Raw genomic sequence first — 23,720 nt, 5'->3', positions numbered from 1 at the left:
TCGGGGGCATACTTCTCACGGAGGAAACTCATGCAACACTCACTTTCACTGTGTCTTGTTCTGGCTCTCACCCTGCTTTTGACAACCAGCCCGCTGGCTGCCGACAGTCTCACTAACGAGAAAGTCCGGGCCTTCATCAACACACTGCAAGAAGCCGAAACCCTCGAGGACGACTTTGACCAGCTGAACGAACAGATGCAGGGCTCCAGAAATCCGTCGGACATGCCCGATTTCTCATCCATCTTTTCCGACTCGGTGAACCAAATGCGGGGGCACGAAGCCTACAACCGAATGGAAGACATCGTTAAAAACAACGGTTTTGATTCGATGGAAGACTGGGGCGCCACCGGGGATCGGGTGTTCCAGGCATGGATGGCCATTGAAATGGAGGACCAACATCCGCAAATGGCCCGGGAAATGGCGGCAGCCATGGATGAAATCAACAATAACCCGAACCTGAGCGAAGCCCAGAAAGAACAGATGAGGTCGATGATGGGCGGGGCCACGGCCGCGATGGAAAGCGCCAGACAGGCTCCGGCTGCAGACAAACAGGCAGTTCGTCCACACATGCAGGCCCTGCGTGCGGTCACCGAATCCGGAGAGAGCGGAAAATAAACGGGGCAGACCGCGAGGTCTGCCCCGTTTAGTTCATTTACGCCAGCAGGTTATAGACGAATACAACACTCACGGCGATCGGTGTCACGAATCGAATCAGGTTATACCACAAGGTAAAGCTGCCACCTTTCATCGCCAGATCCGCCTTCAGGGATTCCTTGGCAACGAACCAGCCAACGAATACCGCAGTCAACAGACCGGACAACGGCAGCATGATGTTAGCGGTGAAGAAATCCAGCAAGTCGAAGATGGTCTTGCCTTCAAAGCGCTCAAACATGCCCAGCGGCGCAAATCCGGACCACTCGTTCAGCGAAAGGATAGACGCAATACCCAGCAACCAGCAGGCAGCGCCCACCAGAATCGAGCTTCCAACACGTCCCACGGAGAATTTCTCTTCAACCCACTCAACCACCGGTTCCAGCAGTGAGATACCGGACGTCCATGCGGCAAACAGCAACAGAACAAAGAACAGCGTGCCAAACAGGCTACCCATGGGCATCTGTCCAAAGGCCAGAGGCAGAGTCTGGAAGATCAGGCCGGGACCGGCACCCGCTTCCAGGCCATTGGCAAAGACGATCGGGAAGATCGCCAACCCGGCCAGCAACGCCACCACAGTATCCATAACCGAGACAGCAATTGCTGTGCGGCCAATGGAAACATCCGGGCCCAGATAGGAACCGTAAGCCATCATGATGGCCATGCCCAGGCTAAGGGTGAAGAAAGCATGGCCCAGGGCGATCAGAACCCCATTAACGGTCAACGCGCCAAAGTTCGGTGTAAACAGGAAACTCACCGCCTGGCCAAAACCGGTTGTGGTCGCCGCGTAACCAACCGCCAGCAACAGCAACACGAACAGGGCAGGCATCAGGATGTTGACCGCCCGCTCAAGCCCGGACTTGAGGCCGCGAGCCACGACAAAGATGATCAGTCCCATAAACAGACTGTGCCAGGCCAGCAGCATTCCGGGGCTGGCAAGCAGGTCACCGAACAGGGCACCGATGGCATCTGCATCCTGACCCGTAAAATCCCCGGTGGCGGCATGGCCAATATAGGAAGCCGCCCAACCACCAATGACCGAATAGAAGGAAAGGATTATAAAGGCCGCCAGCACACCCACTATCGCGGAGATGCGCCAGGCCGGGGAGCTGAGGTTACGTTCCGCCACCAGTCGCATACTGGTAATCGGGTTATGGCGCCCATTACGACCGATGAATACTTCGGCCATCATGATGGGAATACCAATAATGGCAATACACAGAAGGTAGACCAGTACGAAGGCACCACCACCATTCTCACCGGTCACATACGGGAACTTCCAGATATTACCAAGGCCAACGGCAGAGCCAGTCGCCGCCAGAATAAAGGCCAGCCTCGAGGACCACATGCCACGTGGGGCTGCAGCCTGGTTATTGTCAGTCATGTTTTCATCCTGTGCTTTTGGCTGAGGAATCGCTTTATATTGGATTTGCCGGAGATAGCCTCCGGCAATTGGGGCGGGATTTTGCCAGTAGTCGCAGATGGATGCCAGTTAACCGGGGCGGAGCACATGACAGCCCGACGCTCCCGGCAAACCAACCGACTGGTTTTACTTTACAAAGCGCGACACCAGGTCTTTCAATCCGTGTGACATTTCGCTCAGTTTTGTACTGCTGTCCTGGGCGGAGTTGGCCTGTTCGGTACTGTTGTCCGCCAACTCGGCAATGTTCACAATCTGACGATTGATCTCATCCGATACGTGACTTTGTTCCTCAAAGGCCGCAGACATGCTGATGAAGCTGTCGGAAATGTTCTGGATGGCCGACACAATGTCCCGCAATGAGGTTTCTGCCTCGCGGACTTTCGCCAACCCCTGGCCAGCCACTTGCTCACCATCGCGAGTTGCCGATACCGCCTGTTCAACCTGTTGGCGGAAATCGTCGATGACTTCCTGGATTTTCACGGTTGACTCCCGGGTCCGGCTGGCCAGCGTGCGGACTTCATCCGCGACCACCGCAAAGCCCCGACCCTGCTCGCCGGCACGGGCTGCCTCAATCGCCGCATTAAGTGCCAGCAAATTGGTCTGGTCGGCAATGTCGGAGATCAGGTTGGCGGCCTCCCCGATACTGTTGGTGGATTCGCCCAGTCGGCCGATTACCTCACCAATACCATTAACCCGCGTCACCAGCTGCTCAATGGCTTCCAGCGCCTCCTCACTGCGCTTGCTGCCCGAGGCGGCAAAGCTATTGGCTTCCTCAGCATCGCGGGCATTAGCGTTAACCGTTTCCGCCACTTCCTGAATGGAGGCGGTCATTTCGTTGATGGCAGACGCAGTCTGGTCGGTTTCCGCGCGCTGCCGGGCGATGGCCTTGGCACCCTCGCTGATGTAACCATGGGACGCTTCGGCCTGCGCCGACAATAGTTCCGCCTGATCCTCAATACGGGCCAGCGCTGTCCGGATACGCGCATCTTCGCTGAGCAATACCATTGATAGCTGGGAGAAGAGACCACTCTCGTCACTGTATGTCCGGGCCACCACGGGATCACGGAACGCATCCGCGCGAAGCTTCAGAATCTGATTCAAACGACCGGTCACGGATTTGAAAACGAACGCCGCCCCAATGGCATGACCAGCAACGATCATGGCCACAGCCAGCGCCGGCTCACCCATGGCCAGTGCGCCCAGACTCAACGCCAGGGACAGGAAAAACGGCCAGCCGGATTTGACGACAGACGCTACCCGGCTCTGAATACCAACGATGGAACGTCCCGCGTTTATGCGCTTGTACAGGTTTTCTGCGCGACTGACCTGCTCCCGGGTGGGGGAAACACGAACCGACTCGTAACCCACAACCTGACCATTCTCAGTAATCGGCGTAACGTAAGCACTCACCCAGTAATGGTCACCGGACTGGGCACGGTTCTTCACCACACCCATCCAGGCCTTGCCGGCTTTCAGGTAATCCCACATGCCCTTGAACACAGCTTGCGGCATATCCGGATGGCGAATGATGTTGTGAGCCTGACCGACCAGTTCTTCTCGGCTAAAACCGCTGATTTCGGCAAACTCATCGTTACAGTAGGTGATAACCCCTTTCAGGTCGGTGGTGGTGATCAGGCGACCACCCTCACGCATCCTAACTTCCCTCTGGGTAACCGGCAGGTTTTTTCTCATATCGACATCCGTCTATGTGGGCGCTTGGGCCGAATTCTTAAATTCAGATAGTTGCAGGATAGATTAGTACCATGCTTCTACCAAAGACCACTATCTTTGTATGGTTACCAATATTATCGACCAGTAACGGAAAACCATTAGTTCGAAAGTTCAAGTAATAGCGAGACGGGCCCGAGGGTGGAAGCGGGCATTCAGCCACAGGGATGCCGCAATCACCGCGCCCCCCAAGAGCAACCGCAACAAATCCGCATCCCGGTTCCAGATCAACAGGTTAACCAGCAAGCCCGCCGGCACCAGGGCGTTGTTCATGATTGCCAGAGTACCGGCGTCGACATGACAGGCCCCGCGATTCCACAGGAACAGGCCCACACCGGAAGCAGCCAGCCCCAGCCAGGCGAGGATGCCCCACTGAAGGCCGGTTTCCGGCAGCCTGCTGCCATCACCGAAAATCAGGAATGAGGGCAGCGCAATGATCAGAGCCCCAAAGAAGAAATACCCGAAGGTACGGAAAGCCGGAACCTCAGACGGGTAATGGCGCATCACATGCTTATAGCCCACCTGGCCGGCGGCAAAGGTGAAATTGGCCACCTGCAACAGCAGGAAACCGGTAATGAAATCCTGGCTCAGCCCATCGTAACGGATAATCCCGGCCCCCACGGTGGCCACTGCGGCAGCCAACAGCGCCACAGGCGAGAACCGGCGATACATGGCATCGTCAATGAGAGTGACATACAACGGCGTAAAGATTGTGAACAGCAGCACCTCCGGCACCGTGAGATAGCTGAAAGACCGGTAGAGGCACAGGTAGGTGATGCCAAACTGCAGCATGCCGGTCACCACAATACCCAGCTTCTGGCCCGTCGCAACCCCGCGCCAGCGGGTAAACGGCAGGAAGACCAGAGCCGCCAGCAGGACCCGCGTTAGTACTGCGAAATCGCTGTCCACCTGCCCGGCGAGAAATTCACCAATCAGGCTGAAGGAGAATGCCCAGAGGACGGTTACAAAGACCAGAAGACCCATATTACTCGCCAGTTGTTCAGAAAAGCGGCACTTTACCGCTTCGCTCCCGAGGCTGTACAGCCACGCAATACCATTCGCCTATACCGGAAAAGCAGTATGCCGATCACCACCGTGTTCGGTTACCATGCCCGCTGACACAACACCTGTTCACCGCCCAAACCGCCAAGGCAGTATCACACCCCATGGACGAGACCCATCAGCCCCTGCCCGCCAGCAAACAGCCACTGATCCAGCGGACCCTTACCGAATGGCGCACCCTGGCGATACTGGGCGGGCCGATCCTGATTGCCCAACTGGCACAGATGGCCAATGGGGTGATCGATACCGTCATGGCGGGCCACGCCAGTGCCGAAGACCTGGCGGCAGTGGGTATCGGCAGCAGCTTGTGGATGCCGTTGTTCCTGTTCTTCATGGGATTGCTCGGCGCCCTGCAGCCCATCATCTCCGGCTACAATGGCGCCCGTACCACTGACAAGATCATGCCCGCCACCTGGCAGGGGCTTTACATCGCCGCCGTCGGTTCGGTGGTGATGATCCTGTTACTGACCCACGTGCATCCGGTTCTGGACCGACTCAACCTCGACCCCCATACCGCCGGCATCACCCAGGGCTATCTTGACGCCTTTGCCTGGGGTATTCCGGCTCTGCTGCTGATGACCGCATTGCGGGGACTGACCGATGGCCTGGGACACACCCGGGTGATTATGGCTTTTGCGGTACTAAGCACCCTGCTCAACCTGCCGCTTAATTACGTATTCATCTACGGCAAACTGGGTTTGCCCGCCATGGGGGGCGTTGGGTGCGGCTGGGCCACGTCGCTGTCCAACGGTGTCGCCGCCATTGCCCTGCTGGTGTATCTGAACCGCAGCGAGGTGTACCGTCGCTTTCACCTGCTTGCCGATTGGGTAAAACCCGATCCCGCAGGTATTCGCTACATTCTGAAAATCGGCGTGCCCATCGGCTTCACGATCTTCGTGGAAGCCAGCCTGTTTTCTGTCATTGCACTGTTCCTGGCACCGCTGGGGCCGGTGGTGGTGGCGGGCCACCAGATTGCCCTCAACGTGGTGTCCCTGGTGTTCATGCTCCCCCTGAGTATCGGCATGGCCCTGACCCTAAGGGTCAGCTTCCTTATCGGTGCCCAGGCACCCGATACCGCTCGGCTGATTTCCCGCAGTTCGCTGATCCTCGCAGCCACCGTTGCGTTAGTGTTTGCGACCCTGCTGTTTACCTTTGCAGAGCAGATCGCCGCACTGTACACCAGCGATGCAGCGGTCAGGGAAGTGACAGTCAGCCTGCTGATGTTCGCGGCACTGTTCCAGATCGCCGATGTCATCCAGGTTACCTGCATCAGTGCTCTGCGGGGCTACAAGGACACCGGTATTCCCATGTTTATCATGCTGTTTTCATTCTGGCTGGTGGGGCTGCCGCTTGGCTACGTGCTGACTTTTACCGATGGGTTGGTGCCGGCCATGGGCGCCGCCGGATTCTGGGTAGGATTAACAGGGGGGCTGGCATCCGCCAGCATTCTTCTGGGATTGCGGCTATTTCTGTTCGCGCCGAGAACCTAACCATCGGAACCCAGGGCTATGACGCAGGCTCATTCCGTCTTTCGCGAGGCATCAGACAAAAACTCACCAAAGCTTTCATCCAACTCCCCTTCATATTGGTCCAGAGCATAGCCAACATCCGCCGCCAGCAAATCCAACAAAACGAAACTGTTGACTCCCGCATCCTCTTTCTGACTAGCTCTGAGTCGTTGGCTCATCCCGAGATTCAACTGCCGCAGGTCCGCGTATATCCGGCGCAGCCCCTGCATACTCCAATCCGCACTTTCGTTGTGCTGATCCCGCAGATATTGCCCCAACAAGTAGGTACTAAAAGCACGGACTACTGTTTCCTCAGGGGAGCTGAGTGGTAGATGGTACCTGGCCATTGGCCGGAGGATCGCCGTCACCGGACATCCAGAGAAAGGTCCGATTAACCCCAGCAATGATCCCATTGCACGTTGCAGGGTTGTTTCGGCTCGGACTTCGCGGTCACGGACATTTACCGAAACAGCTACGGGTTCGTGGGAAGGTCTGTCAGCCGTGGCCTTGGCTGGCCCCAGAAGCGCCACTGCGTATGGACAGTAGTTTACTTCAGTCGTTGATAATGGGCAGTGGCTACACTGATAAAACCCCAGCCGCGTCCACTCTGGGAGCTCAGCGCTTCTTTCCTGATACTCACTGTCCATGGCCACATCGCATCGCCACTCACTACCATCACTGAACTCAAAGCAATATTGCACATTATTACCGGACATACAGCCTCCACTTTTAGAAGCGAGCCTCCCACGCCTGAACGCAAAAACCAAAGTCTCTTTATGACTTTAATTAACTAATTTCCTTAACCCAGATACCAAAAATAACGTTGATACTATTTCACAGCTTCTATACTTGAGCCAGTTCACATATTCGCAATACACCGCCCGAAATAAGGTCACCCGTATCACCTTGGGTTGTCTTGCGCACCGCATAACAGCAATGGAAACGAACGGACTCAGTGTATGCCAAATACAGAATCTTCCGTACCCGAACAGGAAAAACTGAACGAAAGGCTGGAGCAGGCAAATCGCCAGTTACTGCAATCAGAGAAAATGGCAGCGATCGGGCAACTGGCCGCCGGCGTAGCCCATGAGATAAACAACCCCGTCGGCTATGTTTACTCAAATCTCCAAAGCTTGGAATCCTACCTTTCAGATTTATTTCGACTCACCGATGCGGTGGATTCCGCCGCGTCTATCGATGACTTGCGGGCAATCAAACAGAATATTGACTACGATTTCCTTCGGGAGGATCTGAACGATTTGCTGGCGGAATCCCGGGAGGGTATCGAGCGGGTCAAAACTATCATCTCCGCCATGAAGGATTTCTCCCACATTGAGGAGGAGGAATTCAAGCCTGCCGATCTTCACCGTGGTATCGAAACCACGCTGAACCTGGTGAATAACGAGTTGAAGTACAAGGCCGAGATCACCAAGGAGTTTACCGACATCCCTCAGGTGGAGTGCATCATCTCGCAAATCAATCAGGTGGTGATGAACCTGCTGATTAATGCGGCGCATGCTATTGATAATTTTGGGCGTATCACGATCCGCACTTGTCATCAGCAGGATAAGGTGATCATCGAAGTTGAGGACACCGGTAAGGGCATTACGCAAGATAATCTCAACCGAATTTTCGAGCCCTTTTTCACAACCAAACCGATTGGCAAAGGCACAGGACTTGGCCTCTCTCTATCGTTCAATATCATCGAAAAGCACAACGGGCATATTGAAGTTAATAGCGTTCCTGGTGAGGGCACCTGTTTCAGGATCACGCTTCCTGCGTCACAGCCTCCGGGTAAAACCGACAGTAAGACGGATCACGGAAGAATCTGATCATGGCCGATTCATTACCCACAACCGCTCGACTGTTGTTGGTTGACGATGAGGAAAACATTCTCCGGAGCCTGCAACGCATCCTTCGTAAGGAACCTTACGAGTTGGAGACGGCTACGTCCGGTGAAGCCGCACTTTCCATGATGGAGGAACAGAAGTTCGATCTGGTGATATCCGATGCCAGGATGCCTGGCATGGACGGTCCGACCCTGCTCGCAAAGATCAAGAAAAAATGGCCGTTCTGTATTCGAATCCTGCTGACAGGCTATGCGGATGTCACCGCCACTATCAAGGCTATCAATGAAGGACAGATTTACCGATATATTAGTAAACCGTGGGATGACGAAGAGCTGAAACTCATTGTTCGCCAGGCGTTGGCTTTCCAGCTTTCAGAGCGTCGCCGACTGGCCTTGGAAAAGCTTACGCGCAAGCAGAATAAGGAACTCAAGGCGCTCAACGCCAGCCTGGAAAACAAGGTGCTGGCTCGCACGGAGGAACTGAAAGAAACGGCCGATATGCTGGACGCTGCGTACACTGAGCTCAAGCAAAGCTACGTAACCACCACCGAGGTTTTCTCCAGCCTGATCGCCAAACGCCTGCCGGTTCACAAGCAGCCCAACCCCCTGGTCATTGCCATGGTGAAAGCGTTTGCCGAGTACCACAATCTTGATGAAGACCTCTCCCGGGATCTTTCTATGGCGGCCGCGCTCTATAACCTCGGCAAACTGGGCTGGCCCGACGAGCTGTTTTTTGCGTCCTCGGACCTGTTGAACCGTGACCAACGTTTGGAATACCTCAAGTATCCGATCCAAGGCGAACAGCTACTGATGGCCCTGGAGCCTCTGAAAGAAACTGCGCGGATCATTCGCCATCACCAGGAAAAGTGGAACGGCTATGGCGTACCGGAACGACTGCAGGGCAAGAACATTCCCTATGGTTCCCGTATCTTGCGTCTGGCGGTGGATTTTATCGAATTGCAGTATGGGCTGATCCTCGAACGGAAGGTGTCGCGGGACAACGCCTTGAAACTGATCAAGCGTTATAAGGACCGGCTGTACGACCCAGAAATCGCAGATCAGTTTCTGGAGGTCTGCATGGAAGTCGCGCCAGACGTAGAGCATGACGACCCGGAAATTCTGGTACTCGACACCCTGCGGGTTAAGCCCGGCATGGTGCTGGCAAAAAATCTGTACGCGGCCTCTGGCATGCTACTGCTTAACGAGGGCAAGGAACTGACCGCCCCTCTTATCGACAAGCTCACCTCCTTCGAAAAAGGAGAACCGGACGGATACCGCTACACTCTGTATGTGCATCGCCCGGATGACGAGGAAACGGAGAACGAATCATGATCAAGATCCAGCTAGTGGATGATGAGCCCAACATCCTGAGCGCCCTCAAACGTCTACTGAGACCACAAGGCTGGGACGTTCACACCTACGAAACAGTTGAATCAGCGCTTCAGGGTCTGCTGGAGCATGATTACGCGGTCATCGTCTCTGATTACCAGATGCCCACAGCGGATGGCGTTACCTACCTCCAGTTTGCCAAGCAACGGCAACCTGACGCCATGCGATTGGTGTTGAGTGCCTACGGCGACCGCAACTCCATGATCAAGGCCATTAACCAGGCGGAGGTCTACCGTTATCTGTCGAAACCCTGGGATGAATACGAAGTGGTCGCCGCAATCAAATCCGCCATTGATCTTTACGAGTTAAAGACCGAAAACCGACGGCTTATAGCCGAGATTCAGGCACAGAGGCAGATGCTCTGGGCGCGAGAGCAGGAATTACTCAGGCTGGAATCGGAGAACCCGGGAATTACCCGCGTAAAGCGGGATACGGACGGCTCTGTCCTCATCAGCGATCAGTGACTTTGATTAAAAAAACATGGCTGAATATACCTCGGAAGACAACAAGCTCGCCCTCAAGGTGGTTTTTTACGGTCCAGCCCTGAGCGGAAAGACCACCAACCTGATGCAATTGCACTCCCTGCTGAACCCGGAGCGCAAGGGCGAACTGATGGTGCTTGAGACCCGGGATGACCGCACGCTTTTCTTCGACATGCTGCCCATCGGCCTGAAAAGCAATTCTGGTCTCGATCTGCGCCTGAAGCTGTACACCGTTCCCGGGCAGGTCCAGCACGACAGCACCCGCAAAGCGGTTCTCTCTCGTGCAGATGCCGTTGTCTTCGTTGCGGACTCACAGCCCAGCCAACAAGACAATAACGCCAACGCTTTTGGCAACCTGGAAGAGAATCTCGAGAAAGTCGGACTGGACATCGACACGCTTCCCCTGGCGGTGCAATTCAACAAACGGGACATTCCGGGCGCTGTGGATGAAACCGTACTGCAGGCGCGATGGTCCGTCACGCCATGGTCGCCGTTGATCATGGCGTCTGCCCTTCACGGCCAGGGCGTCATCGAAACCTTACGCACTGTACTGGATCGACTGTACACCGAGATCGATAATGAATTTGAACTCGCCAACCGTCACGGTATTGATCGCAGCCAGTTTATCACCAGACTAAGCGCCAGCCATGAGGTGAATCGTGCGTAGTTTTGAAGACGATCCCACCCTGGATGATCTACTGACCGCAGAGCAGCTGCAGCGACTTACCCACGCCTTGAGCGCGCTATGCCGGAAATCAGTCACCATAACGCCACACCGACAGGACGATGCCGTTGCAGTCGAGTTCAACCTGGAGACCGTAGGCTGGTTGTCCGGCGGTGCGTCCCCAGGGGAACGGCAGGCCGCGTCCGAACTGGTGTCGTTCCTGATGATGTTTATTGCCAAGTACCGATTGGCGGCAAGCCTCCATCACGACACCACAGAGGCAAGTTACGCCGAACTTCAACGCCAGAACGAAGCCCTGAGGGCCTCTGAAGCCCGTTATCGGGAACTGTCAGGCCAGCTGCAGCAACGTGTTGATGATCAGGTGGAAGTCATCCAACAGACCCAACAGGACCTGTACGAAAGTTCCCGCCTCAGGTCGGTCGGCCATTTGGCAGCGGGCGTAGCTCATGAGATCAATAACCCTATCGGCTTCATCTCCAGCAACCTGAGAGTGGCGAGGGACTACCTGGAAGATCTGCAGGGCCTTGTACCAGATACAGAAGCGAACCGCGAACTGCTTGATGATTTCCACGACCTGATCGGGGAATCGGTCGATGGGGCGAAGCGTATTGCCAGTATCGTTTCGGACCTGAAAACCTTTTCCAGCATCGACCAGGCCGACTACACCCCGTGTGATGTCAATGCATTGCTCACCAGTGCCATTCACCTGCTGCAAACTGAACATGGCCATCAATTGCACATAATGGAACGACTAAACGATGTGCCCAAAATTTCCTGTCACCCTGGACGCATATCCCAGAGCCTTTATAACCTGCTGGACAACGCCGCCCACGCGCTGCTGGATGCTAAACCGAAAAAAGGCCAGGGACGCATCCTGGTTAAAACCGCCGCACGGGACAATGAGGTGGACATCGTCATCCAGGACAACGGCTGCGGCATTCCCGACGCCAGTCGCAGCCAGGTGTTTGATGCCTTCTACACCACTCGTCCGATCGGTTCTGGCACGGGCCTTGGGCTAACGGTCGCCCACGACACGGTTCGCGCACACCGGGGCACCATCAAGATAGACAGTCGGGAAGGTGCAGGCACACGGGTGACCCTGACCTTGCCGGCGACATAAGGATCCACCATGGCGAAACGCTACGCGTCACTGTTCTTCGGCCAGGAAACCGGCAATGAACCGGAACCACCAAAGGAAGAGAAGAAAGCCCCCTATCGGCTACTTTTGGTGGATGATGAGCCCAACATCCTGGCCTCATTGCGCCGGGTATTCCAGCGCGAGAACTATGAGCTGTTGTTTGCCCGCAGTGCAGAAGAAGCCTTGCGAATCCTGGAGAAGCAGCCTGTTGAACTCATCATGACCGATTTCATGATGCCAGGCATGAACGGCAGCGAGCTACTACGGGACGTGCGCGAGCGATGGCCCCAGACCATCCGCATCATGCTCACCGGCCACGCCAACACCGACGCTGTCATGGGGTCCATCAAGGATGGCGCGGTTTACCGATTCATTCTCAAACCCTGGAACGATGACGATATTCGCCTGACCATTGCTCTGGCTCTGGAGCAGTATGAGCTGATCCAGCGTACCCGTTCACTTGAACGACAAACAGAAAAGCAGAGCAAAGATCTGGAAACCATCAGTAAGCTGACAGCCACCAACCGCAGTCAACTGGCGATCCTGCTGCACAAGAAAGGCTGGCTGAATCCTCAGCAGATCCAGCAACTGCACCGGGAAATGCAAAGCCAGAAAACCCCCGTGGTGCGTCAGCTTCTCAAACATGAATGGGTCGATTTCCGCAAGGTGTATGAAATGCTGCGGGATGACATGATGTTCGAGGAAATTGACCTGCGGGAATTCCAACCAGACCCCAGCCTGCTGTCCCTGATTCCCCAGAAGATCTGTACTCGCCAATTGGTATTACCGCTGCGTGTACAGGGACAGCGCCTGCGCTTGGCCATGGTCGACCCCATGGATGTGAACCTTATCGACGAGCTCGGTTTCATGACCGGCTACACGATCCATCCGCTGCTGTGCGAAACCTCGCAGATGCAGGCCAAGCTGGCAGAAATTTTCGGGGAAACCAACGACCTGGATGATATCGCTACCAAGGTCGGCACAGATGATCCCTACGAGGGCATCGAGATTGTCCTGGATGAAGATATCGAGAAGGAATCACTGGAGCAGTTGCTCGGCAGCTCGGAAGAGCCACCAGCGATCCGTCTGGTCAACGCTATTATCTTAGAAGCCTTGCGCCTGAGCGCTAGTGACATCCACGTGCACCCACGCACTAAATCCCTGGTGGTCCGCTACCGGATTGACGGCGTGCTACAGGACAAGATCCATATTCCGACCAACCTATTAATGTCCGTTGTATCGCGAATCAAGGTGATGGCGGAACTGGACATTACCGAGCGTCGCAAACCCCAGGACGGCCGCATTACCGTAAAAACTCCCATGCGGATTGTCGATCTGCGCATTTCCACACTTCCGACCATTAATGGAGAGAAAGTGGTGATGCGGGTTCTGGAGCGTCAGTCATCGGCACAATCCCTTGAAGATCTGGGTTTGTCGGAGCATAACCGAAAACGGCTGATGCACGTGGTGGCCAAGCCCCAAGGCATTATCCTGGCCACAGGCCCCACCGGCAGCGGTAAAACCACCACTCTGTATGCCCTGCTGCAGCACAATGCTTCCCCGGAACGTAATTACGTCACTATCGAAGACCCGGTAGAATTCCACGTAGACATGGCAGGCCAGGTGCCTGTAAAGGAGCGAATTGGGCTGAGCTTTGCCAGCGTGTTACGGGCCATCCTGCGACAGGATCCAGATGTAATCCTGTTGGGGGAAATCCGCGATGAGGAAACCGCCGATGTAGCATTCCACGCTGCCATGACCGGGCACCTGGTGTATTCCACATTACACACCAGCTCCGCAGCGGCGACGGTTGCTCGCCTACTCGATCTGGGCCTAAAGCCGTTCGTTCTGGCCTCAGCCCTTGAGGCCATCATTGCCCAGCGTCTGGTACGCCGAATCTGTTCGAGCTGTCGAGAGGAGATTGCACCACCCACAGAGGTTCTTGACCAGCTTGGCCCAAAGTTTACGGATGCCAACCTGACCTTCTATCAGGGCAGGGGCTGTGAAAAATGCCACAAAGGCTACAAAGGACGAGTCGCAATTCACGAAGTGCTGACCATGAATGAAACCTTGAGAATTGCCATCACTGAAGGCGCCAGCGCAATGCAGATTGAACATATTGCGCAGGAGCAAGGCATGGAAATATTGCTGGATGACGCACTGAAAAAGCTGGAGGATGGACTGACCACGGCAGACGAAATTCTACGGTTGTTAGGTCCGCAGGTGTTGAATGGCTGAACGTCAGCTCACTTTTTGGTTCTGTCTGACTTTAGCACTGTCAATCTCGCTGGCCGCGATCGGGACCATTATTCTGTTTGACGCCGCCACACTCCAAAATGGAGCTGTCGGCCGAATCACATTGGAGCCTGGCGGTGGTTTGATGGCCATCGCCATCAGCATAGCTCTTTTTGCGGTTCTGTTCGGATTGCGAATAGTAGCGTCTGTGACTTCGGTGGGCACTATTCTGGCAGCTTTTTTCTTCACAGCCTTGCCCCACCTGCCCCTGACAACGGCCAGTCACCCCTTCCTTGACAGATTTTATATCGGCCCAGCTGTCTTTACTGTCATTTTCGCTGTGGCTATTAGTGTATTAAGCGCTATTCACCTCACCAGGGGGTGGCTGGCTGGTCTGATTGCAGCCCCTTTGGTAATGGTTATCGGGTTCCTGTCCCTGTTATCTTACTGGTATCCACAGCTTGCGCCCATGAGCCTGGGCAGCATCCCGGAAGCGACTATCGTCGTCAGCCCGTTGGCGATATTGGCCAGCCTGGCCCTCCCCTTCCTCTTCCACTTCGATAAATCCAAAGTCCCCCTGTTTTCTCGGGGAGTGGTATTAGTCGGTGTTCTGGGGATCACCATTACCACGATGATATGGCATATCATGCGCTTACATACTAGCGAAAGTATTCAACAGCGGGCCGAAACCCTGGCAATACAGGTGCAGGACGCAGCTAATTCTGCAGTCGATATTCGGTTAACCCTGCTTCAGAGATTGGCTGAACGGTTCCGGTTAGTGGAGAGCCAGCCCTCTGATGGCCACTGGCGACAGGAAGTGACTAGTTATTTTCGCGATTTTCCCGAGCTTCGACTGATCAGCATACTCGACCCCACCATGCGGCCGGAGAAGACAGAGGCACGTTTGCCGGACGACCGCATATGGATTGATGGCTTTCTCAATGAACCACAAAATCGGACTTGGCTTGGGCATGTGACGGCAACCAGAGTAACTCACCTTAGCCCCCCCAAAAAGGCCGGACCTGGCGGCGGGTGGTATTCTGTAATAGCCGCTCCCTCCGACCGGCCCCAAAACCGCTCCTGGCTCATAATTGCAACCATTAATCTAAATGATGTCTTCAGTGAGCTTCAGCAAAGAAAGGGAGCGTTGGAATTACTCGTTAAATACAGCGGACAGATCATATTCGATTCAACTGGCGGGGAACGCCCGGAATCCATTCAGCCTCTGGCCGCACTGGATCTGTACCCCCACCATGACAGCAAATGGCAGATTGAAGTTTTTCCGACTAGCAACATATTACAGGGAAATGATTTCTATCTTCCTCCGTTAATTCTCTTTACAGGCCTGGGGCTCAGTTTCCTGATGATGCTCAGCCACTTTTTCTGGCGTGAATCCGTACACCACTCCCAGCGCCTATCCGCACTCAATGACACACTGAATCGTCACCTGAAGAAAGAAAGAAATCTCAGACACACCCATGAAAGAATTATGCAGTTCTCCCGGGAAATCCTTTGCTCTGTCAGTCACGAGGGTGTTTTCACTGCCGTCAGCCCTGCCTGTGAAACCGTTTTAGGCTATTCCCCTCAAGAGTTAGTTGGCACCCGATACGATCAATTACTGCTTCCAGAGGACAAAGCGTCGGCTACTGACGAAATCAGTCGACTGGTGACGGGTGAAAATGAAAGAACACGGGATCTTAAAACTCGCCTGAGGCACAAGAACGGCCAGGTGGTCACAGTCGCCTGGACAGCAGAATGGTCACAGGAAGACAATGCCCTGTTTTGCGTGGGCCGTGACGTATCTAATGAACTGGCGGCGGAAGTCCTCTCTCACGAACGGGAACAATTTTTTTCTCTCTCCCCCGACATGTTCTGCATTGTTGACCTGAACAATAACTTCTTTGAGTTGAATCAAAGCTTTGTAAAAACTTTGGGCTATGAGAGGAATGAACTCTTGGGCACCTCATATCTGGAACTTGTCCACAAGGACGACGAAGAGGACGTCAAAAAAGCAGTTCGATCCCTCGTTGCAGGCAACATCGTTAATGATCTCTACATACGCGTTTTGCACAGAAATGGAACGGCGCGTTGGATACAAATCAACGCCATCCTTAGCACCGACGAAATGATCTACGCCGTGGCACGGGACATCACTGAGACCCAAGCCATTCAGGAGAAGCTCAAAGAAAGTGAAGCCCTGCTTCGTATCGCGGGACATTTGGCTCAGGTTGGCGGCTGGATTGTTGATATATCATCCGGAAAGACCCTTTGGTCCGATGCCGTGTGTGATATACACGAAGTTCCCAGAGGCCAGGTACCTGATATCGAGGAGGCTATCCGCTATTACATCCCTGAACACCAGCAACGTATCAGGGAAGCTGTGGAGCTTTGCATCGAAACCGGGTTTCCATACGATGAAGAGCTAGAACTGCGCACAGCTAAGGGGCGCCTTCGCTGGGTAAGAACAATCGGACACGCAGTGAAGGATGCGAAAGGCAACATTGTCAGGCTTCAAGGTGCTTTTCAGGACATAACCGAAAATCGCCAAGCCACGGAACAACTTCGAAGGTATGCCGAAAGACAATCCACGATCTTCGAGAGCATCACCGACGCCTTCTTTACTCTGGATAAGGACTGGCGATTCATATACGTAAACAAGCGTTCGGAAGAAATCCTGCGCAGGAGTCGCGAGGAGCTTTTGGGCAGAACGCTCTGGGAGTGGTTCCCCGAAGCCATTGGATCAGAATTCGATGACCAGTATCGATACGCCATGGAGAAAGGTGAATCGGTCGCATTCGAGGCCTACTACCCCCCGTTGAGGGAATGGTTCGAAGTAAGTGCATACCCGTCCGAAGAAGGACTATCCGTCTACTATCGTAGTATCACCGAACGCAAAGAGGCCCAGGAGAAGCTTGAAACCACACTTAAGGAACTGGAGCGCAGTAACAGGGAACTCCAGGACTTTGCCTTTGTCGCCTCGCACGATCTGCAGGAGCCACTGAGGAAGATTCAGGCATTCTCCGACCGCCTGATCAGTACGTCAGATCGGTTAACCACTCAGGATCTGGACTACCTCAAGCGGATGCAATCTGCGGCTATGCGAATGCAGGCATTGATTCTCGATTTACTGAGTTACTCCAGGGTGACAAGCAAGGCCAAACCGTTCGTCAATTGCGATACCAACAAGATATTACAGGGAGTCCTCGACGACATGGAGGCAACCATTGCTCGGGAAAACGCTGTGCTGGAGACATCCCGTTTACCTCCGATTCACGGAGATCCGACGCAGATCCGCCAGGTGCTTCAAAACCTGTTGAGTAATGCTGTCAAATTTCATCCAAAAGATCGGCCACCGAGGATTTTGGTCTACCCTGAAAATAAGGCTCAAGATGGGTGGACATTGGTGGTTCAAGACAATGGCATTGGTTTTGATCCGAAGTATGCGGACAAGCTGTTCCACCCGTTCCAGCGACTTCATCAGAAGCATGAGTATGACGGTACCGGCATAGGTATGGCCATCGTCAAAAAAATACTGGACCGTCATAACGCATCGATTGAGGTGGAAAGCGCCCCGAATGCTGGTACGACTTTCAGGATTCGGTTTGTGGCGAACAACAAGGAGGTTTCTCCCCAAGATGGATAATCAGGATGTAACACCTTTTGTTCTTGTTGCTGACGACGATCCGGATGATCGCCTGCTGATACGGGATGCATTTGATGAGCGATGTAACGAGTGCCTCCTTTGCTTCGTGCAGGATGGCGAGGAACTGATGCGGTTCCTCAACGGCGATCCCGAGGCTGCGACACCAGAATCATACTGTGGATTACCGGACTTGATCCTACTCGACCTTAACATGCCTCTGAAAGATGGGCGGCAAGCCCTGCAAGAGATCAAATCCGATCCAAGACTGAGGAAACTGCCAACGGTGGTATTGACCACCTCCAAGAGCGAAGATGACGTCGACGAATGTTACGAGAAGGGAGCAAATTCTTACATCATAAAGCCGGCGCGGTATTCAGACTTACTGGGTGTAGTCCAATCGTTGAAGACCTATTGGGTCGATACCGTCCGTCTGCCGGGAAATGCGGAATATTATGAGTAAATTTGACCCTGAACTGAATATCCTCCTGATCGAGGACGACGAAGACGATTACCTGATCACACGAGACCTGCTTAAAGATAGCAGCCCAGTTCCCACACACCTCGACTGGTACAGCACTGCCAGTGCGGGACTTGAAGCACTGAAAACCAAAGTCTATGCCGCAGCCCTGATCGACTTTCGTCTTGGCCCGGATTCGGGACTTGATCTTATCCACGACGCCAAACTGTCCGGTATTACGACACCGTTTATTCTGCTGACTGGCCAGGGTGACGAGGAACTGGATGTCAGGGCGGTTGAGCTGGGTGCGACTGATTATCTGGTTAAGGGCATGCTGGATGGCCATACCCTGATCAGGAGCATCCGCTATGCCATTGATCGAGCAATAGCATCAGAACGTCTTGCGAGTAGCGAGGCTCACTATCGTCTGTTGTTCGAGAATAATCCGGCTCCGATGTGTCTGGTACACCCGGGCACTCAGCGGTTGCATTCAATGAACCACGCTGCCCGAAATCTTTATCAATATGATAACAATTCTGTAAACGAGCTGAGCCTTAAGGACCTGAGAACCGAGTATAACGAACCGGAGTTACTGGCGTCAGAAGGAATTTTATTGGCCAAGGGCGCTAGACTGGAAGGCCACCAAAGTAAATCGGGTAACAAGATACTGGTTGAAATTATTAGCCGGGACATTGAAATCAACCATCAGCCTCTGCAACTTTTGATGCTCACTGACATAACGGAACGGGTAAAGAGTAGTCGTCAGCTGCGCCTGTTGAAACGCAGCATTGAATACACATCCAATGGCATCATTATCGCGGATGCAAAAGAATCAGATTTTCCGCTTATATATGTGAACCCGGCTTTCGAGCAAATAACGGGTTACTCCGGGGAAGAAGCGCTCGGACAAAACTGCCGATTTCTTCAGGGTACCATCGCCGACCCCTTCAACGAACAGGCATTAAATGAAATACGTGAAGGACTGGAAAACCAGAGTCCTATCAAGGTTGTCCTGCGCAACTATCGAAAAGACGGGACGCCGTTCTGGAACGACCTATACCTGGCTCCAATCCCGGACAACAATGGCCAGGTGACCCATTTCATTGGCGTACTGAACGATATATCCGACCGTAAATCCGTAGAACATCAATTGGCCTACAATATCAGCCACGATGTCCTAACCGGCCTCCCGAACCGCGCGCTACTGGAGGACCGGCTCACCCAGGCATGTCAGTTTGCGTCCCGATACGACCGGAAAGTCGCCGTTCTATTCGTCGACCTCGATGGTTTCAAACTTATAAATGACTCGTTGGGTCATCGCTTGGGTGACAAGATATTGACTGAGGTCGGGGAACGTCTAGCCAGAACGGTGCGGTCGGGAGACACCGTGGCTCGTATCAGTGGAGATGAGTTCGTTGTCCTGCTTCCGGACCTTGCGCACACGAACGACGTATTGCAAGTTGTCGAAAAGCTTATCAGGGAACTCTCTGTTCCTTACAAGGTTGATGATCATACTCTTCACCTTACAGCCAGTATCGGCATCACCACCGATGACGGCGATATCTGCACTCCCATGGAGCTATTACAGCAAGCTGACATGGCAATGTATCGGGCCAAACAGTTAGGGAAAAATACCTACCAATGGTATTCGACAAACCTGAACACGGAGGCCAATTACCGAGTCAGGCTGAGAAATCAGCTGCAGGACGCCATCGATAACGACAAGCTGACACTGTTCTATCAACCCGTGATTGACGCGAGAACGGGTCATCCCAGATCGGTGGAAGCTCTGGTCCGTTGGGAGCACCCGGAACTGGGACTGGTTTCCCCCGCTGATTTCGTGCCTCTGGCAGAGGAAACCGGGCAAATTATCGGTTTGGGGAAAAGGGTTCTGGAGCAAGCATGCCGCGATACCGTTCACTTACAGTCCAAGGGTTTCAAAGAATGCAGCGTGGCAGTCAACGTATCCCCTGTTCAGCTTCGCAAAGCCGGATTCGCCGATATCGTAAAGCAGGCTCTCAAGGCGTCCGGACTCCCCCCGGAAAGCCTGGAACTGGAGATTGTGGAATCTGCGGTACTGTTCGACACCGATCAGGTCATCAGTACGCTACGTGCAATCCGTGATCTGGGGGTTAAAGTTGCAATTGACGATTTTGGAACCGGCTTTTCGAGTCTCAGCTACATCAAGCTGCTTCCGGCAAGCAAGATCAAAATCGACCGGTCATTCATTAAAAACGTCATCAAGAACCGAAGCGACGCTGCTATTACACAGGGGGTCATTTCCATGGCCCACCACCTTGGCCTTGAAGTAGTCGCTGAGGGCGTAGAAACGGAGGCACATGCAGCGTTCCTCCGCAAGCATCAATGCGATCTGCTACAGGGCTTTGCGTACTCCAGGCCAATACCATTTCAGAAACTACTGAAATACCTGCATTCGCATTATAATCAAACACCATCTATATCTACTGGGTCAGACACTGCGGAAGAGACGAGAACCTTGCTTCTTCTTGACGATGAAGCCAACATTCTCCGAGCCTTAACAAGGGTCCTGCGACGCGATGGTTACCGGATATTATCGACGACCAGTGTGCATGATGCTTTTGACCTGCTCGCCCAGAACCATGTGCAGGTAATCATTTCGGATCAGCGAATGCCGGAGATGTCCGGTACCGAGTTCTTTAGCCAGGTCAAAGCACTCCATCCTGATACTGTGCGCATCGTGCTGTCTGGCTACACCGACCTAAAATCCGTCACGGATGCCATCAACGAGGGAGCAATATACAAGTTCCTGACGAAACCGTGGGATGACAAACAGATAAGGGAGCATATTCAGCAAGCCTTCCACTACTATACTCTCATGCAGGAGTAGCCTGAGGGCCTCCCTGGCTTCTGGAGTTACCCCGAGTTTGGCGTTAGACTGCGATGCAAGAAAAACAAAGTTCAGGAAATCAATCCGTGTCGAATCTCGCCCGTATCGCACCCGGCGCCCTGGTGGTGGGTAGACCACTGCCGTGGACCGTTTATGACGTTGAAGGCAACGTCCTGTTGCGCCAGGGCTACGTCATCCAGAATGACATGCAGCTCGAGCAGCTGTTTGAACGGGGATTGTTCCACCCCCGCAAGATGGAGCGTGAGCAGGAGGAGATCTTCGAGGATACCCGTCAGCGCAATCCCTTCGCGGATTATCCGGTGCTGCTACAAACTCTGGAAGCAACCCTGAACGCCATCACCTCCGGTGACGACAGTGCAGAAAAGCGCCTGCTCGGCCTTACCCGCCTGATTGAACGTATCTGCGACGAAGCACCGGATGCCAGCCTCGCCCTGATCCATTTGTACTCTGTTGAGCCCACCATTCACGAACAGATTCTGTTCTACGCCATTCTCTGTCACTTTACCGCGCAGACGTTCGGACTCGATAACAACCGAACCAGTCTGCTCACCAGCGCCGCCCTGGTTGCCAACCTGGCATTAGTCCCTGTTGCCGACCAGCTGAACGCTTCCAGCAAACTTCTTAACGGCAATCAACGCGCGGTTATTCGCAAGCATCCGCAACGCAGTGTTAACGCCCTGTATGCCGCTGGTATCCAGAACGAGGCCCTGTTCGAGATCATTGTGCAACACCACGAGCAAGCCGACGGATCCGGATATCCCAAAGGACTCAGCGGTACTGAAATAAGGCCGGAAGCGGAAATTCTCGCCCTGGCTGAACGCTATGTCGCCATGATCACCAAACGGGCCTACCGCGAACGGATGAACATTATCGACGCCAGAAAACTGGTCGCCAGCCTGACTGACGGCCAGCTACGCCCGGCCATTCCAAGGGCATTACTGACAGTGCTGACAGATTACCCGCCCGGCACCCTGGTGCGGCTGGCCAATAGTGAGGTTGGCGTTGTGACCCAACGCCCTATCCGCCACCTGGGCCCCTTCGTAAGGGCCATCATCAGCCCGAAGGGCAACCGGTACAGTGGAACGTTTGAACGGGACTGCAGCCTGCTGGAATTCAATATTCGGGCAGTGGAACAACCCGAAATCATGCCCTCCATGGATTTCAGCCTGATCTGGGACTTGCGCTGAAACCGTCCCCTACCTCAGCCCCAGAGCCTCGGCATGATAATTCAAGTGATCGTCAATAAACGAGGCGATGAAGAAGTAGCTGTGATCGTAGCCCCGGTGCATCCTCAGGTTGATGTGATGATGCATTTTCTCGCAGGCATCGGCCAATACATCCGGGTTCAGCTGACTGTCCAGAAACTCGTCGGACGTGCCCTGATCTATCAGCAGGGGCAGTCGTTCCCGTGCGGTCGGGATCAATAGCGTTGCATCCCATTCTTCCCAGTGGCTCTTATCGGCACCCAGATAACCGGTGAACGCCTTTTGTCCCCAGGGACACTCGCTGGGATTGGAGATGGGTGCAAACGCTGATACCGACGCATATCGCCCCGGATTCTTCAGGGCAGAGATCAGAGCCCCGTGACCACCCATGGAATGGCCGCTTATCGCGCGCTTGTCAGTCACCGGAAGCTGGCCTTCCACCAGTTGCGGCAGCTCTTTCACGACATAGTCATACATCCGGTAATGCGGAGCCCAAGGCTGTTCCGTTGCGTTGATGTAAAAACCGGCACCGGTGCCGAAGTCGTAGCTGTCGTCCTCACCCGGAAGACCGAGCCCACGCGGGCTGGTATCCGGGCACACAATGGCCATGCCCAGTTTGGCCGCCTGTCTCTGTGCCCCCGCTTTCTGCATGAAATTCTGGTCGTTACAGGTCAGCCCGGAAAGCCAGTAGAGCGCGGGAACCGGGCGCGGATTGCGACCAACCGCCAGCGGCGGCAGGTAAACGGCAAACTCCATGGTACAGCCCAGGGCTGCCGAGGTATGACGGTAACGACGGTGTTCACCCTCGAAACAAACGTTGGTGGATAGCAGTTCCATGATGTCCTCGGTTCAGGGTACGAATACTGGTCAGTCTTCCGCCGCAGCGTACTTTGGTAATTCGATGCCGCAACCCGCTCTGGCAAGTTCTGCCAGAATGGCGGTGCGGGTCACTATGCCTACCAGGCGCCCATGATCCACCACCGGGTATACCTTGGGTTTGCCAGCCCCCAGATTCTGGGCCAGGTCAACCACGGCCATTTCCTGGGAGATCGTCACAGGTTCGCGGAACATCACGTCATCAACAATGGGATCACCCTCACAGTGGTAACTGCTGACCAGCAATGCGTGGATGCAGTCCTGCTCTGAAATAAATCCGATGACTTTCCGGTGTTCATCCACCACGGGCAGACCGGTGACGTGATTCCTCAGGAGCGCTTTCACTACCCGGGTTAACGGCTCACCACACCGAATTGGCTCGATGTGATTCCACATGACATCAGAAGCTTTTAATGAGCGCATGGGTATTCCCCTCGCAGTTATCGTTCCGAAGTAACGTCGCAGAACCGAAACGTCCTCCTATAACCATAGGCAATGG

At 54.2% G+C, this 23,720-nt stretch carries 18 protein-coding genes; 12 read left to right on the top strand and 6 right to left on the bottom strand.

Annotation, left to right across the window (positions count from 1 at the left end):
- Positions 1–30: 30 nt before the first annotated feature.
- Positions 31–615, top strand: a complete 585-nt coding sequence (locus tag Q0Y21_RS16220; protein ID WP_297797697.1) for a hypothetical protein — start codon at positions 31–33, stop codon at positions 613–615.
- 37 nt (positions 616–652) lie between these two features.
- Here the strand turns inward: Q0Y21_RS16220 and Q0Y21_RS16215 are convergent, their stop codons facing one another.
- From Q0Y21_RS16215 to Q0Y21_RS16205, 3 genes are all read right to left on the bottom strand, one after another.
- Positions 653–2,035 (bottom strand): sodium-dependent transporter, encoded by a 1,383-nt coding sequence (locus Q0Y21_RS16215; protein ID WP_297797695.1) that lies wholly within the window; start codon positions 2,033–2,035, stop codon positions 653–655.
- A gap of 165 nt (positions 2,036–2,200) precedes the next feature.
- Positions 2,201–3,766: a PAS domain-containing methyl-accepting chemotaxis protein gene (locus Q0Y21_RS16210; protein ID WP_297797693.1), complete on the bottom strand. Its 1,566-nt coding sequence runs from the start codon at positions 3,764–3,766 to the stop codon at positions 2,201–2,203.
- A 150-nt stretch (positions 3,767–3,916) separates the two neighbouring features.
- Entirely contained in the window at positions 3,917–4,786 is an 870-nt protein-coding gene (locus tag Q0Y21_RS16205; RefSeq protein ID WP_297797691.1) for a carboxylate/amino acid/amine transporter, read from the bottom strand.
- A 182-nt stretch (positions 4,787–4,968) separates the two neighbouring features.
- On the opposite strand from Q0Y21_RS16205, the gene Q0Y21_RS16200 reads away from it, so the two are divergent.
- Positions 4,969–6,354 (top strand): MATE family efflux transporter, encoded by a 1,386-nt coding sequence (locus tag Q0Y21_RS16200; protein ID WP_297797689.1) that lies wholly within the window; start codon positions 4,969–4,971, stop codon positions 6,352–6,354.
- A 29-nt stretch (positions 6,355–6,383) separates the two neighbouring features.
- On the opposite strand, the gene Q0Y21_RS16195 is transcribed toward Q0Y21_RS16200, so the two are convergent.
- Positions 6,384–7,088 carry a hypothetical protein gene (locus Q0Y21_RS16195; RefSeq protein WP_297797687.1) on the bottom strand — a complete coding sequence of 235 codons (705 nt, stop codon included), beginning with the start codon at positions 7,086–7,088 and terminating at the stop codon, positions 6,384–6,386.
- 243 nt (positions 7,089–7,331) lie between these two features.
- Between Q0Y21_RS16195 and Q0Y21_RS16190 the strand changes: the two genes are divergently transcribed.
- From Q0Y21_RS16190 to Q0Y21_RS16145, 10 genes are all read left to right on the top strand, one after another.
- Entirely contained in the window at positions 7,332–8,204 is an 873-nt protein-coding gene (locus tag Q0Y21_RS16190) for an ATP-binding protein (RefSeq protein WP_297797685.1), read from the top strand.
- A 2-nt stretch (positions 8,205–8,206) separates the two neighbouring features.
- Positions 8,207–9,553 (top strand): HD domain-containing phosphohydrolase, encoded by a 1,347-nt coding sequence (locus Q0Y21_RS16185; RefSeq protein WP_297797683.1) that lies wholly within the window; start codon positions 8,207–8,209, stop codon positions 9,551–9,553.
- Positions 9,550–10,074 (top strand): response regulator, encoded by a 525-nt coding sequence (locus tag Q0Y21_RS16180; protein ID WP_297797681.1) that lies wholly within the window; start codon positions 9,550–9,552, stop codon positions 10,072–10,074. Before Q0Y21_RS16185 ends, Q0Y21_RS16180 begins: the two co-directional genes overlap by 4 nt.
- A gap of 16 nt (positions 10,075–10,090) precedes the next feature.
- Positions 10,091–10,759 carry a GTPase domain-containing protein gene (locus Q0Y21_RS16175; protein WP_297797679.1) on the top strand — a complete coding sequence of 223 codons (669 nt, stop codon included), beginning with the start codon at positions 10,091–10,093 and terminating at the stop codon, positions 10,757–10,759.
- On the top strand, positions 10,752–11,897 hold the full coding sequence (locus Q0Y21_RS16170; RefSeq protein WP_297797678.1) for an ATP-binding protein: 1,146 nt from the start codon (positions 10,752–10,754) through the stop codon (positions 11,895–11,897). Before Q0Y21_RS16175 ends, Q0Y21_RS16170 begins: the two co-directional genes overlap by 8 nt.
- A 9-nt stretch (positions 11,898–11,906) precedes the next feature.
- Positions 11,907–14,153 carry an ATPase, T2SS/T4P/T4SS family gene (locus Q0Y21_RS16165; RefSeq protein WP_297797676.1) on the top strand — a complete coding sequence of 749 codons (2,247 nt, stop codon included), beginning with the start codon at positions 11,907–11,909 and terminating at the stop codon, positions 14,151–14,153.
- Complete coding sequence (locus tag Q0Y21_RS16160; RefSeq protein WP_297797674.1) at positions 14,146–17,793, top strand: PAS domain S-box protein; 3,648 nt, start codon at positions 14,146–14,148, stop codon at positions 17,791–17,793. The genes Q0Y21_RS16165 and Q0Y21_RS16160 overlap by 8 nt, the downstream gene beginning before the upstream one ends.
- Positions 17,786–18,253, top strand: coding sequence for a response regulator (locus Q0Y21_RS16155; protein ID WP_297797672.1), 468 nt, complete (start codon positions 17,786–17,788; stop codon positions 18,251–18,253). Before Q0Y21_RS16160 ends, Q0Y21_RS16155 begins: the two co-directional genes overlap by 8 nt.
- Entirely contained in the window at positions 18,246–21,119 is a 2,874-nt protein-coding gene (locus Q0Y21_RS16150) for an EAL domain-containing protein (protein WP_297797670.1), read from the top strand. Before Q0Y21_RS16155 ends, Q0Y21_RS16150 begins: the two co-directional genes overlap by 8 nt.
- An 86-nt stretch (positions 21,120–21,205) precedes the next feature.
- On the top strand, positions 21,206–22,327 hold the full coding sequence (locus Q0Y21_RS16145) for an HD domain-containing phosphohydrolase (RefSeq protein WP_297797668.1): 1,122 nt from the start codon (positions 21,206–21,208) through the stop codon (positions 22,325–22,327).
- Positions 22,328–22,336: 9 nt separating this feature from the next.
- Here Q0Y21_RS16145 and fghA read toward each other — a convergent pair whose 3' ends face one another.
- Positions 22,337–23,182, bottom strand: a complete 846-nt coding sequence (gene fghA, locus Q0Y21_RS16140) for an S-formylglutathione hydrolase (RefSeq protein WP_297797665.1) — start codon at positions 23,180–23,182, stop codon at positions 22,337–22,339.
- A gap of 30 nt (positions 23,183–23,212) precedes the next feature.
- Positions 23,213–23,644 (bottom strand): CBS domain-containing protein, encoded by a 432-nt coding sequence (locus tag Q0Y21_RS16135; RefSeq protein ID WP_297797663.1) that lies wholly within the window; start codon positions 23,642–23,644, stop codon positions 23,213–23,215.
- Positions 23,645–23,720 lie beyond the last annotated feature (76 nt).

This window comes from uncultured Marinobacter sp., assembly GCF_947259545.1.
Lineage (GTDB): Bacteria > Pseudomonadota > Gammaproteobacteria > Pseudomonadales > Oleiphilaceae > Marinobacter.
The sequence above is the reverse complement of the archived record's forward strand: the minus strand, read 5'-3'. Positions and strand labels throughout refer to the sequence as shown.

Excerpts from the sequence above, each read along its gene's own strand:
- Q0Y21_RS16190 (WP_297797685.1), top strand. The coding sequence starts at position 7,332 with ATGCCAAATACAGAATCTTCCGTACCCGAACAGGAAAAACTGAACGAA.
- Q0Y21_RS16220 (WP_297797697.1), top strand. The coding sequence starts at position 31 with ATGCAACACTCACTTTCACTGTGTCTTGTTCTGGCTCTCACCCTGCTT.
- Q0Y21_RS16155 (WP_297797672.1), top strand. The coding sequence starts at position 17,786 with ATGGATAATCAGGATGTAACACCTTTTGTTCTTGTTGCTGACGACGAT.
- Q0Y21_RS16200 (WP_297797689.1), top strand. The coding sequence starts at position 4,969 with ATGGACGAGACCCATCAGCCCCTGCCCGCCAGCAAACAGCCACTGATC.
- Q0Y21_RS16210 (WP_297797693.1), bottom strand. The coding sequence starts at position 3,766 with ATGAGAAAAAACCTGCCGGTTACCCAGAGGGAAGTTAGGATGCGTGAG.
- Q0Y21_RS16175 (WP_297797679.1), top strand. The coding sequence starts at position 10,091 with ATGGCTGAATATACCTCGGAAGACAACAAGCTCGCCCTCAAGGTGGTT.
- Q0Y21_RS16195 (WP_297797687.1), bottom strand. The coding sequence starts at position 7,088 with ATGTCCGGTAATAATGTGCAATATTGCTTTGAGTTCAGTGATGGTAGT.
- fghA (WP_297797665.1), bottom strand. The coding sequence starts at position 23,182 with ATGGAACTGCTATCCACCAACGTTTGTTTCGAGGGTGAACACCGTCGT.
- Q0Y21_RS16150 (WP_297797670.1), top strand. The coding sequence starts at position 18,246 with ATGAGTAAATTTGACCCTGAACTGAATATCCTCCTGATCGAGGACGAC.
- Q0Y21_RS16165 (WP_297797676.1), top strand. The coding sequence starts at position 11,907 with ATGGCGAAACGCTACGCGTCACTGTTCTTCGGCCAGGAAACCGGCAAT.
- Q0Y21_RS16185 (WP_297797683.1), top strand. The coding sequence starts at position 8,207 with ATGGCCGATTCATTACCCACAACCGCTCGACTGTTGTTGGTTGACGAT.
- Q0Y21_RS16135 (WP_297797663.1), bottom strand. The coding sequence starts at position 23,644 with ATGCGCTCATTAAAAGCTTCTGATGTCATGTGGAATCACATCGAGCCA.
- Q0Y21_RS16180 (WP_297797681.1), top strand. The coding sequence starts at position 9,550 with ATGATCAAGATCCAGCTAGTGGATGATGAGCCCAACATCCTGAGCGCC.
- Q0Y21_RS16215 (WP_297797695.1), bottom strand. The coding sequence starts at position 2,035 with ATGACTGACAATAACCAGGCTGCAGCCCCACGTGGCATGTGGTCCTCG.
- Q0Y21_RS16160 (WP_297797674.1), top strand. The coding sequence starts at position 14,146 with ATGGCTGAACGTCAGCTCACTTTTTGGTTCTGTCTGACTTTAGCACTG.
- Q0Y21_RS16205 (WP_297797691.1), bottom strand. The coding sequence starts at position 4,786 with ATGGGTCTTCTGGTCTTTGTAACCGTCCTCTGGGCATTCTCCTTCAGC.